19 protein-coding genes are annotated in these 16,978 nt (G+C 56.0%); 8 read left to right on the forward strand and 11 right to left on the reverse strand.

What is annotated here, in order from left to right:
* Positions 1-54: 54 nt before the first annotated feature.
* On the forward strand, positions 55-609 hold the full coding sequence (locus HVX64_RS14970) for a GNAT family N-acetyltransferase (RefSeq protein ID WP_043000144.1): 555 nt from the start codon (positions 55-57) through the stop codon (positions 607-609).
* Here HVX64_RS14970 and pbpG read toward each other — a convergent pair whose 3' ends face one another.
* Both pbpG and HVX64_RS14980 read right to left on the reverse strand, forming a co-directional pair.
* Entirely contained in the window at positions 610-1,557 is a 948-nt protein-coding gene (gene pbpG, locus HVX64_RS14975) for a D-alanyl-D-alanine endopeptidase (protein WP_044258658.1), read from the reverse strand. It abuts the gene before it with no gap.
* 165 nt (positions 1,558-1,722) lie between these two features.
* On the reverse strand, positions 1,723-2,310 hold the full coding sequence (locus tag HVX64_RS14980; RefSeq protein WP_043000142.1) for a Yip1 family protein: 588 nt from the start codon (positions 2,308-2,310) through the stop codon (positions 1,723-1,725).
* Between the two features lie 163 nt (positions 2,311-2,473).
* Here HVX64_RS14980 and HVX64_RS14985 point away from each other — a divergent pair, with 163 nt between their 5' ends.
* On the forward strand, positions 2,474-3,043 hold the full coding sequence (locus tag HVX64_RS14985) for a DedA family protein (RefSeq protein ID WP_043000141.1): 570 nt from the start codon (positions 2,474-2,476) through the stop codon (positions 3,041-3,043).
* Between the two features lie 5 nt (positions 3,044-3,048).
* Here the strand turns inward: HVX64_RS14985 and HVX64_RS14990 are convergent, their stop codons facing one another.
* From HVX64_RS14990 to HVX64_RS15025, 8 genes are all read right to left on the reverse strand, one after another.
* Positions 3,049-3,810 carry an SDR family oxidoreductase gene (locus tag HVX64_RS14990; RefSeq protein WP_044258656.1) on the reverse strand — a complete coding sequence of 254 codons (762 nt, stop codon included), beginning with the start codon at positions 3,808-3,810 and terminating at the stop codon, positions 3,049-3,051.
* 67 nt (positions 3,811-3,877) lie between these two features.
* Positions 3,878-5,317, reverse strand: a complete 1,440-nt coding sequence (gene mdtQ, locus HVX64_RS14995) for a multidrug resistance outer membrane protein MdtQ (protein ID WP_044258654.1) — start codon at positions 5,315-5,317, stop codon at positions 3,878-3,880.
* A gap of 144 nt (positions 5,318-5,461) precedes the next feature.
* Complete coding sequence (gene dusC, locus HVX64_RS15000) at positions 5,462-6,400, reverse strand: tRNA dihydrouridine(16) synthase DusC (RefSeq protein ID WP_044258742.1); 939 nt, start codon at positions 6,398-6,400, stop codon at positions 5,462-5,464.
* A gap of 93 nt (positions 6,401-6,493) precedes the next feature.
* Positions 6,494-7,687 (reverse strand): 3-hydroxybenzoate 6-monooxygenase, encoded by a 1,194-nt coding sequence (locus HVX64_RS15005; protein ID WP_043000137.1) that lies wholly within the window; start codon positions 7,685-7,687, stop codon positions 6,494-6,496.
* A 14-nt stretch (positions 7,688-7,701) separates the two neighbouring features.
* Positions 7,702-8,346, reverse strand: a complete 645-nt coding sequence (gene maiA / locus HVX64_RS15010) for a maleylacetoacetate isomerase (RefSeq protein ID WP_043000136.1) — start codon at positions 8,344-8,346, stop codon at positions 7,702-7,704.
* Between the two features lie 8 nt (positions 8,347-8,354).
* The gene (locus HVX64_RS15015) at positions 8,355-9,056 is read right to left on the reverse strand and encodes a fumarylacetoacetate hydrolase family protein (RefSeq protein ID WP_044258653.1); all 702 of its coding nucleotides are present in this window, start codon (positions 9,054-9,056) and stop codon (positions 8,355-8,357) included.
* 14 nt (positions 9,057-9,070) lie between these two features.
* Positions 9,071-10,108 carry a gentisate 1,2-dioxygenase gene (gtdA, locus tag HVX64_RS15020; RefSeq protein WP_044258651.1) on the reverse strand — a complete coding sequence of 346 codons (1,038 nt, stop codon included), beginning with the start codon at positions 10,106-10,108 and terminating at the stop codon, positions 9,071-9,073.
* 11 nt (positions 10,109-10,119) lie between these two features.
* A complete protein-coding gene (locus tag HVX64_RS15025; protein ID WP_043000133.1) occupies positions 10,120-11,478 on the reverse strand; it encodes an aromatic acid/H+ symport family MFS transporter in 1,359 nt (452 codons plus the stop codon).
* Positions 11,479-11,604: 126 nt separating this feature from the next.
* Here HVX64_RS15025 and HVX64_RS15030 point away from each other — a divergent pair, with 126 nt between their 5' ends.
* From HVX64_RS15030 to HVX64_RS15055, 6 genes are all read left to right on the forward strand, one after another.
* Positions 11,605-12,513, forward strand: a complete 909-nt coding sequence (locus HVX64_RS15030) for a LysR substrate-binding domain-containing protein (protein ID WP_042317990.1) — start codon at positions 11,605-11,607, stop codon at positions 12,511-12,513.
* A gap of 131 nt (positions 12,514-12,644) precedes the next feature.
* Entirely contained in the window at positions 12,645-13,043 is a 399-nt protein-coding gene (locus tag HVX64_RS15035) for a CidA/LrgA family protein (protein WP_043000132.1), read from the forward strand.
* The gene (locus tag HVX64_RS15040; RefSeq protein WP_044258648.1) at positions 13,040-13,735 is read left to right on the forward strand and encodes a CidB/LrgB family autolysis modulator; all 696 of its coding nucleotides are present in this window, start codon (positions 13,040-13,042) and stop codon (positions 13,733-13,735) included. Before HVX64_RS15035 ends, HVX64_RS15040 begins: the two co-directional genes overlap by 4 nt.
* 129 nt (positions 13,736-13,864) lie before the next feature.
* Positions 13,865-14,749: a cytidine deaminase gene (gene cdd / locus HVX64_RS15045; protein ID WP_043000130.1), complete on the forward strand. Its 885-nt coding sequence runs from the start codon at positions 13,865-13,867 to the stop codon at positions 14,747-14,749.
* Between the two features lie 202 nt (positions 14,750-14,951).
* Positions 14,952-15,671: an outer membrane permeability protein SanA gene (gene sanA, locus HVX64_RS15050; protein ID WP_043000129.1), complete on the forward strand. Its 720-nt coding sequence runs from the start codon at positions 14,952-14,954 to the stop codon at positions 15,669-15,671.
* 2 nt (positions 15,672-15,673) lie between these two features.
* Complete coding sequence (locus HVX64_RS15055; RefSeq protein ID WP_044258646.1) at positions 15,674-15,913, forward strand: DUF2542 family protein; 240 nt, start codon at positions 15,674-15,676, stop codon at positions 15,911-15,913.
* 51 nt (positions 15,914-15,964) lie between these two features.
* Here HVX64_RS15055 and mglC read toward each other — a convergent pair whose 3' ends face one another.
* Complete coding sequence (gene mglC / locus HVX64_RS15060) at positions 15,965-16,975, reverse strand: galactose/methyl galactoside ABC transporter permease MglC (RefSeq protein ID WP_043000126.1); 1,011 nt, start codon at positions 16,973-16,975, stop codon at positions 15,965-15,967.
* Positions 16,976-16,978: the final 3 nt, after the last annotated feature.

Raw genomic sequence — 16,978 nt, forward strand, 5'->3', positions numbered from 1 at the left:
AGCAGATGTACCGGAGTCGTGAGGACTCCGGTTTTCTTCGCAAAGGTGAGAACCATGTCTGTTGCCGATACGCTTTCTGATAACGATATTGCGGTGCGCGACGCGCTGCCCGACGACGTAGAGGCGATCTCCTCGTTATATGCGTGGCATGTGTTGAATGGCCGCGCCTCTTTTGAAGAAACGCCTCCGACGATCGATGAGATGCGCCGACGTATGCGTACGGTCGCGCAGTATGGTCTGCCGTGGCTGGTGGCGCTCTATCGCGGCGTGGTTGTCGGTTATTGCTACGCCACACAATATCGCCCGCGCCCGGCCTATCGCTATACCCTGGAAGAGTCGATTTATGTCGATGCCAGCATGACCGGACGCGGCATTGGCAGCCTGCTGATGCAGACGTTAATCACCCGCTGCGAGGAAGGGCCATGGCGGCAGATGGTGGCGGTGATTGGCGACGGGCATAACAATCCCGGGTCGCTACGGTTGCATAAAAAACACGGTTTCGAGATTGCCGGACAATTGCGTAGCGTCGGGTATAAGAAAGGAGACTGGCGGGATACGTTGATTATGCAGCGCCCACTCAACGAAGGTGACTGGACGCTGCCAGAGTAATTAATCGTTTTGCGCGGTCTGCTCACCCGCATTGCCGCCCGCTGCAGCCATCTGTGCGGCTTTTTGCTTTTTATAGCTCAATGCCGCCGCCGGAACCGGCATCACTTTCCCGGTTTCGATCCACGTGCGTAAACGACTGGCATCGGCAAAATGGGTGTACTTGCCGAATGCATCCATTACCACCAGCGCCACCGGTTTATTGTTGATTACCGTGCGCATCACCAGGCAATGCCCTGCGGCGTTGGTGAAACCAGTTTTAGTGAGCTGAATATTCCAGTTGTCGCGATACACCAGATGGTTGGTATTGCGAAACGGCAGCGTATACGCCGGGTTGGCGAAGGTCGCCATATCTTCACGCGTGGTGCTCAGTTGCCCAATCAGCGGATACTGCTTGCTGGCGATCAGCAGTTTGGTGAGATCGCGCGCGGTCGACACGTTGTGAATCGACAAACCGGTTGGTTCCACAAAATGCGTCCGGGTCATGCCCAGCGCTTTTGCCTTCGCGTTCATCGCCTTAATAAAGGCGTTATAGCCGCCCGGATAATGGTGCGCCAGGCTTGCTGCGGCCCGGTTTTCCGAGGACATCAGCGCCAGCAGTAACATATCTTTACGGCTGATTTCACTGTTCAGCCGCACGCGAGAGTAGATCCCTTTCATCTCTGGCGTCTGGCTGATATCCACTTTCAGTTTTTCGTTCAGCGGCAGCCGTGCATCAAGCACCACCATCGCCGTCATTAATTTGGTTATCGACGCAATCGGACGCACCAGGTCCGGATGGTTCGAATAGATCACCTTATTGGTGTTCAGATCCACGATCATCGCGCTACCGGAGGCAATCTCAGGTTGAGACGCCGCGGCAGCCGCCGCCGTTTTTGCCAGCGCTTGCGGCGCATAAGGCACAGCCAGCATCAGCGCCAGGCTCAGTATGGAAACTCGGAATTTCAGCATGATGAGATTTCAGAAAATGATTCACGCGTGATGACACGCACCGCCGAAGTCAGGATGGCTCAGGCTAGCAGAGGAATCATAGCGAGCTAATGACCTTGCCGCCAGAAGAGAATCGTCAGGAAAGGCTGCGTTGCTGGCTTTTGCACCAGCAACGCAGCACGATAATCAGAACAAGCGATAGCCGTATCCCCAGAGGATGACGGTCAGCGCCAGCAGCACTTCCAGTACCAGTACGCCGATAGCCAGGGTTGAACTGGAGAAGCTCAGCCCTTCGTCCTTATTGATATTCAGGAATGTCGGAATGCCTACATAGAGCAGATAGCCGGTATAGAACAACGCTACCGTCCCGACAAATGCGCAAAGCCACACCAGCGGATACAGCGCCACCAGACCGCTAAGAAACAGCGGCGTCGCCACATAACCGGCAAACACCATACAGTGCGTCAAAGACGGACGCTGCGGATAACTCCGCGCCATCCACCAGATCACGCGCCCCATGATCGCCACGCCCGCCAGCATCACGGCATAGAACAGAACAGCCAGCACCAGGCCCGTAAACAGAGAAAGCTTCAGGACAGTGCCGTCGCCAAAATTCCAGCCGATTTGCGTCGTACCAATGAAGGCACAAATGACCGGGATGGCCGCCATCAAAAGCACATGGTGGGTGTAGTGATGCGAAACCGTTTCGTTCTCGCTGTTGATCACCTGCATTTCACGATTGGGATGAGAAAACAGCCCCCAGACATGGTTCATACCGCCCCCTTGTTGTCAGCTGTGAACCTAACACTTCAAGTATAATTCAGCTTTGCGATTATTTATTGTACAGATAAAGAAATGCCGCCGCGCCTGATGGCCCTTTTTGAGCATCACGAATTCAGAGGGTGTATGCTTACCATTGTGGAGGTCATACATACGTATGGATATAAACAGTCTTATTGCGCAATACGGTTATGCCGCGCTGGTGGTTGGAAGTCTGGCGGAAGGCGAAACCATTACTCTGCTGGGGGGCGTGGCGGCGCATCAGGGATTACTCAAGTTCCCCCTCGTGGTCGTGGCCGTGGCCTTAGGCGGCATGATAGGCGATCAGTTACTTTATCTGCTGGGACGCCGCTTTGGTGGCAGGATCCTGCGCCGCTTTGCTCGTCATCGTGACAAAATTCGTCAGGCGCAGAAGATGATCCAGCGTCGCCCGTATCTGTTCGTGATCGGCACCCGATTTATGTACGGGTTTCGCGTGATTGGCCCGCTGTTGATTGGCGCCAGCCATCTGCCGCCAAAGATTTTTTTACCGCTGAATATCCTTGGCGCGCTGGTCTGGGCGCTGATCTTCACCACCCTGGGTTATGCAGGAGGTGAAGTGGTCGCGCCATGGTTGCATCATCTCGATCAGCATCTCAAACATTGGATCTGGCTGATTCTGGCAGTGGTGCTGGTGATCGGCGTTCGCTGGTGGCTGAAACGCCGCAGCCGTAAACAGGTGGGGTAAGCGGGTTATTCCGGCCTGAACTGGGGATTGGCCAGCATAAATCCCCCATCCACAATAAACGATTGCCCGGTGGTATAACCCGCCTCTTCCGAGCACAGCCAGGCGACCAGACTGGCGATTTCCCGCGTCGACCCAGGTCTTCCCAGCGGGATTGACGGCTCGGTTCCCGGCTTAACGTCACTGTCATCCATATCATTCATCGGCGTGGCTATCGCCCCAGGCGCCACAGCGTTAACCAGAATGTTATGGCGGACCAGCTCAAGCGCCATGGCTTTGGTGAGTCCGCCGAGAGCATGTTTCGCCGCCGTGTAGGCGCTGGCCTCAGGTAACGGGGTATGTTCGTGCACCGAGGTAATATTGATAATGCGCCCCCCCTGTCCCTGCTTCACCATCTGGCGGGCCGCCAACTGTGAGCAGAGAAACGCCCCATCGACATCGACCGTAAATATCTGCCGCCAGTCGTCAAAGGAGGTCTCCAGGAATGCGGATTTGCTCATCGTTCCCGCGTTATTGACCAGCACATCGATCCGGCCAAAGCGCGCAATCAGATGTTCCAGCGCCTGTGCACCCTGCGGCAGCTGGCTCAGGTCCAGTTGAAGGGTCTCCGCCCGGACGCCATGACTTTCCACCTCACGGGCGGTATCACGCGCTCCCTGCTCGTCTGAATGCCAGGTGATGCCGATATCAAATCCCGCTTTCGCTAACTGAAGGGCGCACGCCTTGCCAATACCTGAATCGGAAGCCGTCACGATTGCTGCTTTTGCCATATCATCCTCCGGTTGCAACAGAACTGAGCCTTAAGTATAGAAACTCTCTTCGAAGCAACCGAAATAATCAGGAATGATGGTAACCGCCGCCGAGCGCGCTGGTAAGCTGGATGGAGGCATCCAGCCACTGCCCCTGCAAAATCAGTCCGTTACTCTGCTCGCGCAGCGCGGGAATTCTGGCCTTGCTAACGAGAGAGCCTGCGATAATCCCGGCGTTATAGCGCGCCTGCGCCAGGCTGACCACTCGATCGGCGTCATGTTCAATCTGCTGCTGATGCTGATTTTTCTGCATCAGCGTCGCCACCTGACTGGCCGTGCGCGCCACGTCATTTACCGCATCAACGACGGCTTTGTTATAACTGGCGATCGACAAATTGTTCTGCGCCTGAGCGATATCAAGGTTGGCATTCAGTCTGCCACTGTCGAAGATCGGCAGCGTCAGGCCTGCGGTCACGCCCATCTGCTGGGCGGAACTGCGGAACAGATCGCTCAGATGCAGCGCATCCTGTTGCAAAAAGGCCATCAGATTGACGTCGGGGTAGAATGCTGCCTTCGCCGCCTCCACGCTGCTCATTGACGATTCGATCACCCAGTGCGCCGCCTGTAAATCCGCTCTGCGCGCCAGTAAGGAGTAGCCCAGTTGCGTCGGTAACTGGCTTTCCACTTTTGGCAGGCTCACCGGATGCAGCTTCAGCGCCGCCGACTGCGTGTTGGTCAGCGCGCTCAGACGCGCCTCAATCACCTTCATCTTCCCGGCAACCTCATTCAACTGCTGCTGGGTTTTACTGTCATCGATATCCGTTTCCACGCCTTCTACCGAAGAGGTGATGCCGTTATTGTACAACTGGCGATCGCTAGCAATGATGTTACGCTGTTCCCGTTCAATTTGAGTCAGCAGTTTGCTCAGCGCCGCCTCGGTCTGCCATTCCCAGTAAAGCCGCGTCACGCCGCTGGCTAACAGTTGACGGGTTTGCTCACGCTCGGCTTCCCGCGCTTTCACCGCCCCGATGCGCGCGGTCACTTCCGCGCGGTTCTTGCCCCATAAATCGAGATCCCAACCGGCCGTCAGGCCAAACGTACCGTTGGTGTACCACGGCCCCGTCGTGCCTGCGGCCGGATCGTTCAGGGCAAACGGCCCCATGATGCCTTCCGCGGACATTTTCTGCCGTTCGGCATTGGCGGAGAAATCGACCTGCGGCCCGTCCTGGGCTTCAACGGCTTTAGCCTGCGCTTCGGCCAGTCTGATTCGCTGTTCCGCCACCTGCATATCCGGAGAACGGGAAAGTGCGTTCTTCACTAACTCGTTCAACTGTGCGTCATGATAATCCTGCCACCACTGGCTTCCGGGCCACCCGTTCTTCAACGCTGACGGCAGCGCCGAATCTACGTGAGAAGCGGGAAGTTGTTGAGTCAGCGTCTGTTGAGTGTCATGCATGTGAGCACATCCCGCGAGCAGAATAACCAGCGGAAAGCCCGCTTTCAGCGCGTGAAAAGAGTAACGAGTCATTAAAATATTCTGATAAGAAAAGGTGCGCGGAGCTTACCCGTTGTTGTGCGCGCTTTTTTAGTTACGCGTGGCATAACATCTTCAGCAATGAAAAGTCACACCTGGCAAAATATATCCAAGCAGAATATATGCAGCTCAATAATATTAAATTTCAATCGACTGGATCGCGCGGGCAATATCCGGTGAATTATTTAAGGCGCGAATCGACTGGAAAACGTCCGTGGCTTCTTCATATTCTTTTCGCAAATAGCCCAGCCATTGTTTAATACGCGCGACATGATATAAACCGGTGTCGCCCTGTTTTTCCAGACGGGTATACTTTTTCAGCAGTTCGACAACCTGCGGCCATGGCATTCGCGACTCGTTATACTTCACCACCCGGCTGAGGTTGGGAATGTTTAATGCCCCGCGGCCAATCATCACCGCGTCACAGCCACTGACGGCCAGGCATTCCTGGGCGCTTTGCCAGTCCCAGATTTCACCATTGGCAACCACCGGAATAGACAGTCGCTCGCGAATTTCGCCAATCGCTTGCCAGTTGATATGTTCCGCCTTATAGCCCTGCTCTTTGGTGCGCCCGTGTACAACCAGTTCACTCGCCCCGGCCTGCTGGACGGCATCTGCAATCTCAAACTTTTTGTCGCCGCTGTCCCAGCCCAGACGCACTTTCACCGTCACCGGCAGATGCGCCGGCACCGCTTCACGCATCGCTTTCGCGCCTTGATAGATGAGTTCCGGGTCCTTCAGCAGCGTCGCACCGCCGCCGCTGCCGTTGACCATTTTTGACGGACACCCGCAGTTAAGATCAACACCGTAAGAACCGAGTTCCACGGCGCGGGCGGCATTTTCCGCCAGCCACTGGGGATACTGCCCTAACAGTTGCACGCGCACTAAGGTGCCGGATGGGGTCCGGCTACCGTTGAGCAGTTCGGGACAGAGTCGATGAAAGACTTTTACTGGCAAGAGTTGATCCACCACGCGCACAAATTCGGTGATGCAAAGATCGTAGTCATTCACTTCCGTCAGAAGTTCGCGCACCAGTGAATCAAGTACGCCTTCCATCGGCGCCAGTAAAACACGCATATCGTTATCCGCAAAAAAAAGAGGCGCTATCATAGCGCCTCTGTGCGATGAGCAAAACCTTTTGCCGGATGACGGCGCAAAGCGCCTGTTTTCTCAGCGTGGCAGAAGACAGTTATCTTCTTTCCAGCCGTACAGCCATTCCATGCCGCGATAAAACTCCGCCTGCGATTTACCTTTCCACAACAGGTTTCGCACCTGACGCTCCACGCCTGCTGCGTGATACACGCGCCCCATTTCGCGCGTCGACCAGACGATGCGCGCCGTGCGTGGAATGCGTACCGACTCATACAGCGCAAAGGCTTTCGCCGCATCGCCATCGCACTGCTCCAGCGCTTTACCCAGCGTCACAGCATCTTCCAGCGCCATACAGGCACCCTGCGCCATGTACTGCGCCACCGGGTGCGCGGCATCGCCCACCAGCGTGATGCGCTCAGTGCCCCATTTCTCTACCGGTTCGCGATCGGCGGTTGACCAGCGACGCCAGGTCGTGGGTTTATCCAGCATCTGCCGCGGGCGCGGATGGATCCCGGCGAAATACGACAGCACCTCTTCCTTACTGCCGTCTTTCACGCCCCACTCCTCCTGCTGGCGGCTGTGGAAGGTGACGACCAGGTTGTACTGCTTGCCACCGCGCAGCGGGTAGTGCACGAGGTGGCAATGCGGCCCGGCCCAGAGCACTGGCGCGTTAATGCGCAGGTCTTCCGGCATGTCCGCACAGTCAATCACCGCACGGTAAACGACGTGTCCGGTCACGCGCGGCGAATCGCCCAGCAAACTCTGACGCACCACCGACTTCACGCCATCACAACCGACCAGAATATCAGCGGTCCAGCTATTCCCCTGCTCGTCGAACACCGTTACGTCGTCCGCCGTCTGGCGAATGTCGACCACATTGGTCGAGGTCCGGTACTCAACGTTTGGATGAGTCAGTACGGATTCCCAGACGGAAGCGTGAATATCGACCCGGTGGATGACCGCATACGGACCGCCGAAGTGGTCGCGAAAGGCCTGCCCGGTCTCGATGTGCACCACTTCTTCCGCGTTCACGGCATCCATCATGGTAATGTGGTCGGTAAACACCGCACGCTGACGCGCGACGTCGCCGACGCCGAGGCTGTCCAGCGCAGAGAAGGCGTTGGGACCGAGCTGAATGCCCGCGCCGATCTCACCAATTTCATGGGCTTTTTCCAGCAGCATCACTTTGATACCCTGACGCGCCAGCGAAAGCGCGGTGGCTGCCCCGCCAATTCCGCCGCCGACAATAATTGCGCTCGTCACTTTAGCCATTGTCATTCTCCTTCTCAGGCTGAGATTTTATCTTGTTGATTTTCCGGGGCGGCGGCGATGAACGCCGGGAGCTGTGTGCAGGCGTCATACACGGCTTTGCAGCGCGGATAGCCGCTCAGATCGCACCCCATTCTTAACGCATTCGCCCATTGCGGGACCAGACAGCAGTCGGCAAGCGTCGGTGCATTACCCACGCAGAAGTTCTGCGACTGACTCTGACGCAGTAGCTGCTCAACGGCGCTTAACCCCTGCTGGATCCAGTGCGCGTACCAGCGTTTTTTCTCTTCTTCACTGACCTTCAGTTCCTCGCTCAGATAGCGCAGCACCCGCAGGTTATTAACCGGATGAATATCGCAAGCGATGGCATAGACAATCTCCAGCACCTGCGTGCGCGCCGGATCGCTGACGGGCAGCAAGCGTGATTGCGGAAAATGCCGGTCCAGCCAGTCGATAATCGCCAGCGACTGGCCCAGCGCTTCGCCATCATCGGTTACCAGCGTTGGTACCAGCCCCACCGGATTCATCCGCCGGTAGGCCAGTTCATTTTGCTGCCCAATACGGATATTGACGCCCACCGTGTGGTAGTCGATGCCCTTTAATGCCAGCGCGATACGCACGCGGTACGACGCCGAACTGTTAAAAAAACTGTACAGCTTCATACATCACCTCAGACAATCTTCACAGCGATAGGCGTCAGTCCGTCCACGCCTCCGGTGATCACATCCCCTTTCACTACGGCACCCACGCCTTCCGGCGTGCCGGTGAAGATCAGGTCGCCCGGTTGCAGTTCGAAGAAGCCGGACAGATAGCTGATCGTTTCATTTACCGACCAGATCAGATGGCGAATGTCGCTGCGCTGATGATCGTCGCCATTCACCTGTAACCAGATGGGCGCAGAGGTGATATCCGCAATTTCATCCGCTTTATGCAGCGGCGCGATGGGCGCAGAGAGATCGAACGCTTTGCCGATTTCCCACGGACGGCCCATCTGACGCATCTCCATCTGGCGATCGCGGCGGGTCATGTCCAGTCCGGTGGCATAGCCCCAGATATACTCATGAGCGTTTTCTAACGGGATATCGCTGCCCTTTTTGCCGATGGCGACCACCAGCTCAATTTCATAGTGATAGTTATCCGTTTGCGCCGGGTATGGCAGTGCTAACGTTTCGCCTGCGGCAACCGGCACAATCGCATCGGCAGGCTTACAGAAAAAGAACGGCGGCTCTCGGTCCGGATCAAACCCCATTTCGCGGGCATGGGCGGCGTAGTTACGCCCCACGCAGTACACGCGACGGACGGGGAACTGCGCATCGCTGCCGACAACCGGGACAGTAACGGGGGCCTGTGGTGCAAATACATACTGAGTCATGGTTCTCTCCCAAATTAATAGCGGGCTTCGCGGAACAACCCGAGGGCTTCCTGTACCGGTCGGTCCGAAAAACTGAATAAAACGGTCTCATCGGTGGTTTTGAATGACACGCCGTGCCAGGTCGGAACCACAAAAATATCTTTGGCTGAGAAATGGAACGTCTCGTTGCCGACGGTGACAACACCCGCCCCTTCAACCACGTGATAAATGGTGCTGTCAGTGGTACGCGCCACCCGCGAGGTAAAGCCTTTTGGCAACAGTTGCAGGAACGTCCCCATCGATGGCATCGGGTAGCCGCCGGTCACCGGGTTGACATAGCGCATTTTGTAGCCATCCCACTCGTCGGCATCGCCCAGACGGGTCAGGTCTTGCAGCGCGTCGCGGCTGCGGTCATAGCGATAGTTGAAAATTGGCGATGAATTGCCTTTCTGATGGCGCAGCGGCAACATATTGGCGGCATAGCGCGGCAGATAGTCGCCCTCTTTGCGTGAAACCGGCTGCTGATCTTCCGGGTAATCCTCGGCAAAACCACAGCCCAGAATGTTAACCAGCGGCAGATCCAGACCGTCCAGCCAGACGACAGGCTCATCGCCAGGGTTACCGTGATCGTGCCATTGCCACTGCGGGGTCAGAATAAAATCGCCGGTGTGCATCTGGGTGCGTTCACCGTCCACGGCGGTAAATGCCCCTTTCCCTTCCACAATAAAGCGTAACGCCGACTGGTTATGACGATGGCTGGGAGCGACTTCGCCCGGCATGATGAGCTGCAGTCCCGCATAGAGCGTTGACGTAATAGAGGACTGACCGCGCAGCATCGGGTTTTCCAGTACCAGCACGCGACGAATCGCCTCTTTTGCGCCAATCAGGTTGCCGCTTTCCAGCAGCAGCGGACGAATTTCCTGGTAGTTCCAGTATGCTGGCGCACAGGTCGGATTCGGCGTTTGTGGAACCAGATGATGCAGCGATTCCCACAGCGGGGTCAGGTTCTGCCCCGAAATATGCTGGTAAAACTGCTGACGGCTGTTTTTAACATCCTGATTATGGTCTGACATAGGGATTCTCCTTATTCGTTCACGACGCTTGCGTGCGGCATAGCATCAGGGACAGAGGCTGACTGGCGGACAACTACCGTAAGTACGGCTAACATCACCGCGCTAATGGCCGCCGGAACAGCGATAATGAAAAACAAGGTGTCGAAAGAGAAATTCATCGCCATCATCACGCCGCCGGAAAGCGAACCGACAATCGCTCCGCAGCGCCCCACCGCGTTGGACCAGCTCACGCCCGTCGCCCGACTCTGGGTGGGATAGAGCGTGGCGGTTAAGGCATTGAGGCCCACCTGCGATCCGCTGATACCTACCCCGGTACCGAAAATCGCCAGCGCCATCAGCCATAAACCGTTTTCGCTCAGGCCAATCATGACAATGCATACCGCTCCCAGCGCGTAGCTCGTAGCCAGCACCCGGAAGGGATTGTGTTTATCCATCAGCACGCCCAATGCCAGCGCGCCGAGCGTACCGCCAATCTGGAACGCCGCCGTCACCCAGGAAGCCTGCTGCAGGTCAATCCCACGATGGTTCAACAGCGTCGGCATCCAGCTCGACAGCAGATAGATGATTAACAGACTCATGAAGAACACCACCCATAACATCAGGGTAATGGGCAACTGACGGCCAACAAACAGCTGACGAATGCTGCCTTTGGCTATCGCCGCCGCCTCCTGGAGGTAAAACTGGGTATTGTCGTAACGTTCGCCGGTGATCGCGCTGACCGTTCTGGCGATGGTTGCCTGCGGCAACTGGCGACGGACCTGCCAGCGTGGAGATTCCGGCAGGACCGCGAGCAGGACGAAGAACAGCATCAGCGGTAACACGCCGCCGAGGACCAGGATCCCGTGCCAGCCAATAACCGGCACCAGCTGCGCGCTGACAATTCCGCCCATCGCTGAACCGAGCGTAAAGCCACAGAACATCAGGGTGACCAGCGCACCGCGGCGGCGGGCGGGCAAGTATTCAGAGGTCATGGTGATGGTGTTGGGCATGGCACCGCCGAGGCCCAGACCGGTCAGAAAGCGCAGGATAACCAGCGTTTGCAAATCCGGCGAAAAGGCGGAGATCAGGCTCAGCGCACCAAACAACGCCACGCAGAGCTCAATCACCCGTTTGCGACCGAAACGGTCAGACAGCGGTCCGCAAAGTAAGGCGCCGGCGGTAAGTCCTAACAGACCTGCGCCAAACAGCGGAGCGAGGTCTCCGGCAGTTAACTGCCAGTGGGTACGAATATCGGGTGCAATAAAGCCAATGGCTGCGGTATCAAAACCATCAAGCATGACCACCAGAAAGCAGCAGATGATCACCCGCCACTGTGTCTTGCTGACAGGAGCAGCATCGATCAGGGCTTGTAGTTCACGTCGTTGAGTCATAGTGAATGCCTCGGTGCAGGTAGGGACAGATGTTGTTTTGTTTTTGGTATGTTACGAGTTTGTAGACTGGGCGATAAAATGTACAATGGCATTTCATGCAGAGACATAACCTGGAGGTTATCGCTGATGGCAAACTGGGCGCAAAAACTGAAGCTGCACCATCTGCAAATGCTGGTGGCGCTGGGCGAACAAGGGAATCTCACGCACGTTGCACGAATGATGAATATCACCCAGCCCGCGCTGTCGAAATGGCTGTCACAGCTCGAAGATGAGATGGGGATCACGCTCTTTGAACGTCACAGTAAAGGCCTGCGCCCATCGGAAGGCGGCAAGTTGCTGCTGCAACACGCCCAGCGCTTAATCAATGACATGGAGCGTTCACAGTATGAAATGGCACGCTTTAAAGAAGGCGGGCTGGTAGGGAGCCTGAAGATTGGCTGCTCGCCAGTGGCGACCGACTGTGTGTCGCAGGCGATCCTTAATCTGCTCGTGGAGATGCCGACGCTGCACCTTAACATTGAAGAAAAGGTCATGACGCCGCTGCTGCACGACCTGCTTGCCGGTTCCGTGGATGTCGTGGTCGGCCGCGTCGGTGGGCGGGCACTGCAGCTTCCGCTCAATTATCAGGTGCTGTATACCGAACCCGTTTGCTTTGTCGCCCGTCCCCACCATCCATTAGCGAAGTTTGACACCCTGAGCTGGGCCGATCTAGCGCACTGGCGCTGGATCGTCTGGCCGACGGGAACGCCTATCCGCCTGAGTATTGATAACGCGCTGGTCGATAACGGAGTGATGTTGCCGGAGAACACCATCGAGTCGGCATCGATGAACGTCAGTACTAACCTGCTGCAAAGCAGCGATATGATCTCTATCCTTTCTTTACGGCTGGCGCAGCGCTATGCCAGCCAGGGACAGCTGGTGATCCTCAACCTACCGAAGATTGAACAAAAAGGCAGCGTGGGCGTGTTCTGGCGCAATAATGAGACGCCGTCCAGCGCGCTGAGTCGTTTTCTGCAACTGCTGGCACAAGTTTAGCATCACGTATTGGGGATATTGCCCAATGTTCCCGCTGTCTATGTTCAGTATGCTAAGAATTCATGATGTGATCGATAGCACGTTTTAAAGTTTAATTGTATGATGAATCCGTCGCTTCGAGGAATTTCAACATGAGCAAGACACTGAATATCATCTGGCAATACTTACGCGCTTTCGTGCTGATTTATGCCTGTCTGTATGCAGGCATTTTTATTGCGTCCCTGCTGCCTGTCGCCATTTCTGGCAGCATCATCGGGATGCTGATCCTGTTTGTGCTGCTGGCGCTGCAAATTATCCCGGCGAAATGGGTGAATCCTGGCTGCTATGTGCTGATTCGCTATATGGCGCTGTTATTTGTGCCGATTGGCGTCGGCGTGATGCAGTACTTCGATCTGCTGCGCGCGCAGTTTGGCCCGGTGGTGGTGTCGTGTGCGATCAGTACGCTGGTGGTGTTTCTGGTCGTGAGCTGGAGTTCACATCTGGTTCACGGTGAACGGAAAGTGGTGGGTCAGGAAGGATCTAAAGAATGATGTCGTCAATCTGGTGGTCTTTACCGCTGACGCTGGCGGTTTTTTTCGGTGCGCGCAAACTGGCGACACGGTTTAAATTTCCCTTACTGAATCCGCTGCTGGTGGCGATGGTGGTGATTATCCCGTTCCTCCTGCTGACCGGCATCTCCTACGACAGCTATTTTAAAGGTAGCGAAGTGCTGAATGACCTGCTGCAACCGGCGGTCGTGGCGCTGGCCTATCCACTGTATGAACAGCTGCATCAGATTCGCGCCCGCTGGAAGTCAATCATTACTATCTGTTTTGTTGGCAGCGTTGTGGCGATGGTGACCGGCACCACAGTGGCGCTGTTGATGGGCGCCACGCCTGAAATCGCCGCCTCCGTCTTACCGAAATCCGTCACTACGCCGATTGCGATGGCCGTGGGCGGCAGCATCGGCGGCATTCCGGCGGTCAGCGCCGTGTGCGTGATTTTCGTCGGTATACTCGGCGCCGTCTTTGGTCATACCCTGTTAAACGCCATGCGCATTAAAACCAAAGCCGCACGCGGACTGGCGATGGGCACCGCGTCCCACGCCCTCGGCACCGCCCGCTGTGCGGAGCTGGATTATCAGGAAGGCGCATTCAGTTCGCTGGCTCTGGTGATTTGCGGGATTATTACCTCGCTGATCGCCCCGTTCCTGTTTCCGGTTATTCTCGCGGTTGTGGGCTAAAATTTGCGATACGTCGCGCATTTTTAATTTATGTTTCATAAGTTGCATACACAATGAGAATTAGATCACACATATAGCCATAACAGGCCCGTACACTACGATCCCAATACATTGTTATGAGGCAACGCCATGCACCCACGTTTTCACACTGCGTTTAGCCAACTTGCGGACAACCTGCAATCCGCGCTGGCGCCCATTCTGGCAGATACGCATTTCCCCGCGTCGCTGACGGCTGAGCAGGTATCAATGCTTAAAAGCGCAACGGGACTGGACGAAGACGCACTGGCATTCGCGCTGCTGCCGCTGGCGGCGGCCTGCGCCTGTACGCCGTTGTCGAACTTTAACGTTGGCGCAATTGCGCGCGGCGTGAGCGGAACGTGGTATTTCGGCGCCAATATGGAATTCCTCGGCGCGACGATGCAACAAACGGTTCACGCTGAACAAAGCGCCATCAGCCACGCCTGGTTGCGCGGCGAGAAAGGTCTCGCCGCAATCACCGTTAACTACACCCCGTGCGGCCACTGCCGCCAGTTTATGAACGAACTGAACAGCGGGCTGGATCTGCGCATTCACCTGCCCGGTCGGGAACCGCATACGCTGCGCGACTATTTGCCGGATGCGTTTGGGCCGAAAGATCTCGACATCAAAACGCTACTGATGGACGAACAAGATCACGGTTTCGCCCCTCAGGGAGATGCGCTGACGCAAGCGGCCATTGCCGCCGCGAGCCGCAGTCATATGCCGTACAGCCAGTCACCGAGCGGTGTAGCGCTGGAGTGCAAAGATGGACGTATCTTTAGCGGAAGCTATGGCGAAAACGCCGCATTTAACCCGACCATCCCACCGCTACAGGGCGCGCTGATTATGTTGAATCTGAACGGCTATGGTTATGCCGATATTCAGCGTGCGGTGCTGGCGGAAAAAGCCGACGCGCCGCTGATCCAGTGGGATGCCACCGCCGCCACGCTGAAAGCGCTGGGCTGCAGCAACATCGATCGCGTACTTTTGGGCTAATTGTCTGAGGGCGTCCGCGCACAGGCCGGATAAGGCGTTTTCATCGCTATCCGGTCTAACCACCTGATGGCGCAACGTTTATCAGGCCTACGCTTGTTTCACGTATTGCTGAAAATCCCCCCAATCAGACTGCTGTTTCTTGCGCTTCGCCAGCGGGTACAGTAGCCTGATTGAAATTTCATCCAGTGACAGAGTTTTCTTCATGCTAAAGCGCGCCCTCTACAGCCTGTTGGTCCTGATCGGCTTGCTGCTGTTGATCGTGCTGGGCCTTGATCGCTGGATGAGCTGGAAAACTGCCCCCTATATTTACGATGAGCTTCAGGACCTGCCCTACCGCCAGGTTGGCGTGGTGCTCGGCACGGCCAAATATTATCGTACCGGGGTGATCAACCAGTATTATCGCTACCGTATTCAGGGTGCGCTGAACGCCTATAACAGCGGCAAAGTTAACTATCTGCTGCTCAGCGGCGACAACGCCCTGCAAAGCTATAACGAACCGATGACGATGCGCAAAGACCTGATTGCCGCTGGCGTCGATCCTGCCGATATTGTGTTAGATTACGCCGGATTCCGCACGCTCGATTCGATTGTCCGCACCCGTAAAGTCTTTGACACCAATGACTTCATCATCATTACCCAGCGTTTCCACTGCGAACGCGCGCTGTTTATCGCGTTGCATATGGGGATTCAGGCACAGTGCTACGCCGTGCCGTCGCCAAAAGATATGCTGACGGTTCGGGTACGCGAGTTTGGCGCACGTTTTGGCGCGCTGGCCGATCTGTATCTGTTTAAACGTGAACCCCGTTTCCTCGGCCCGTTAGTGCCAATTCCCTCCCTGCATCAGGTTCCCGACGATGCCCAGGGCTATCCGGCCGTAACACCGGAACAATTGCTTGAACTGCAAAAGAGACAAGGAAAATAAGCATGGAAGACAAAACGCTTTTTATCGTGATTGGCGTACTGATGATCGTCGCCTGGACCCTGCGGGAAGGTATTAAAGGGTTACGCTCTGGCGTCGTTGAGAAAACGGTCAAAGGTTCGCAAACGCCGCGCTTAATTCAGCGCGCAGCGGAACCTGGCGCTTACTGGAGCTATATTGGCGTCTACTTTGGCCTTTCGGTCGGCGCGCTGCTTGTCGGCATCTGGTTAGTTTTTATCAAATAAAAAAACCGGCGCAGAGCACGTCTGCACCGGTTTGATTCTGCCCTGAAGGGATTACTTCTTACGCGCGTATTTCAGTGAATCCAGTGCGACCGCAAAGATAATGATGCCGCCCTTGATGATGTACTGCCAGTACGGGTTAACGCCGATGTAGGTCAGACCGTAGTTGATGACGGTAAAGATGATCACACCGGTCACCACGCCGAACACCGTTCCCACCCCACCGCTAAACGACACGCCGCCGACCACGCACGCCGCGATCGCATCCAGTTCGTACATAAAGCCCAGGTTGTTGGTTGCCGAGCCGATACGCCCCGCTTCCAGCAGACCGCCGAAGGCATAGAACACACCGGACAGCGCATAGATCATCAGCAGGTTCAGCGCCACGTTCACGCCTGATACCTTAGCCGCTTCCGGGTTACCGCCGATGGCGAAAATGTTTTTACCGAAGCGGGTTTTATTCCACAGCACCCAGACAAACGCCACGGCGATTAGCGCATAGAACGTGATATACGACAGCCGGAAGCTGCCCAGTGCGATAAAGCCCTGCGCAAAGGTCGAGAAGCCGCTATCAAAGCCCGAAATCGGTGAAGCCCCCACGAAGTCGTAATACAGGGAGTTGATCCCGTAGACGATAATCATCGTGCCGAGCGTCGTAATAAACGGTGTTACGTTCAGGTAAGCAATGATAATCCCGTTCACCAGACCGATGACCGCGCCAATAGCACAGACGATCAGGATAACCAGCGCAATCGGCATGGTCGCCATTTCGGGGAACACTTTATTGGCGTTCTCCATCGACTGTAGCAACGTTGCCGCCACCACCGCCGCCAGACCCACCTGACGACCCGCTGACAGGTCTGTCCCCTGGGTGACAATCAGACCGGCGACGCCCAGTGCAATGATAATACGCACGGAAGACTGGGTCAGAATATTACTTAAGTTAAGCAGACTTAAGAACGTGGGATCCTGGAAAATAATAATGGCCAGCAAGACTAAAAGAACGACGTAAATACCGCCCTCTTTCAGATAAGTAAGAAAACTTTTCTTATTTAACGCACTCATGAG

Source organism: Citrobacter sp. RHB20-C16, assembly GCF_013890155.1.
Taxonomy (GTDB): Bacteria; Pseudomonadota; Gammaproteobacteria; order Enterobacterales; family Enterobacteriaceae; genus Citrobacter_A; species Citrobacter_A amalonaticus.

Coding starts and splice junctions, on each gene's coding strand:
- HVX64_RS14990 (WP_044258656.1), bottom strand. CDS start 3,810: ATGGCAAAAGCAGCAATCGTGACGGCTTCCGATTCAGGTATTGGCAAG.
- cdd (WP_043000130.1), top strand. CDS start 13,865: ATGCACCCACGTTTTCACACTGCGTTTAGCCAACTTGCGGACAACCTG.
- HVX64_RS14970 (WP_043000144.1), top strand. CDS start 55: ATGTCTGTTGCCGATACGCTTTCTGATAACGATATTGCGGTGCGCGAC.
- HVX64_RS15015 (WP_044258653.1), bottom strand. CDS start 9,056: ATGACTCAGTATGTATTTGCACCACAGGCCCCCGTTACTGTCCCGGTT.
- HVX64_RS14985 (WP_043000141.1), top strand. CDS start 2,474: ATGGATATAAACAGTCTTATTGCGCAATACGGTTATGCCGCGCTGGTG.
- HVX64_RS15030 (WP_042317990.1), top strand. CDS start 11,605: ATGGCAAACTGGGCGCAAAAACTGAAGCTGCACCATCTGCAAATGCTG.
- dusC (WP_044258742.1), bottom strand. CDS start 6,400: ATGCGTGTTTTACTGGCGCCGATGGAAGGCGTACTTGATTCACTGGTG.
- maiA (WP_043000136.1), bottom strand. CDS start 8,346: ATGAAGCTGTACAGTTTTTTTAACAGTTCGGCGTCGTACCGCGTGCGT.
- pbpG (WP_044258658.1), bottom strand. CDS start 1,557: ATGCTGAAATTCCGAGTTTCCATACTGAGCCTGGCGCTGATGCTGGCT.
- HVX64_RS14980 (WP_043000142.1), bottom strand. CDS start 2,310: ATGAACCATGTCTGGGGGCTGTTTTCTCATCCCAATCGTGAAATGCAG.
- HVX64_RS15035 (WP_043000132.1), top strand. CDS start 12,645: ATGAGCAAGACACTGAATATCATCTGGCAATACTTACGCGCTTTCGTG.
- mdtQ (WP_044258654.1), bottom strand. CDS start 5,317: ATGACTCGTTACTCTTTTCACGCGCTGAAAGCGGGCTTTCCGCTGGTT.
- HVX64_RS15040 (WP_044258648.1), top strand. CDS start 13,040: ATGATGTCGTCAATCTGGTGGTCTTTACCGCTGACGCTGGCGGTTTTT.
- HVX64_RS15055 (WP_044258646.1), top strand. CDS start 15,674: ATGGAAGACAAAACGCTTTTTATCGTGATTGGCGTACTGATGATCGTC.
- gtdA (WP_044258651.1), bottom strand. CDS start 10,108: ATGTCAGACCATAATCAGGATGTTAAAAACAGCCGTCAGCAGTTTTAC.
- mglC (WP_043000126.1), bottom strand. CDS start 16,975: ATGAGTGCGTTAAATAAGAAAAGTTTTCTTACTTATCTGAAAGAGGGC.
- HVX64_RS15005 (WP_043000137.1), bottom strand. CDS start 7,687: ATGGCTAAAGTGACGAGCGCAATTATTGTCGGCGGCGGAATTGGCGGG.
- HVX64_RS15025 (WP_043000133.1), bottom strand. CDS start 11,478: ATGACTCAACGACGTGAACTACAAGCCCTGATCGATGCTGCTCCTGTC.
- sanA (WP_043000129.1), top strand. CDS start 14,952: ATGCTAAAGCGCGCCCTCTACAGCCTGTTGGTCCTGATCGGCTTGCTG.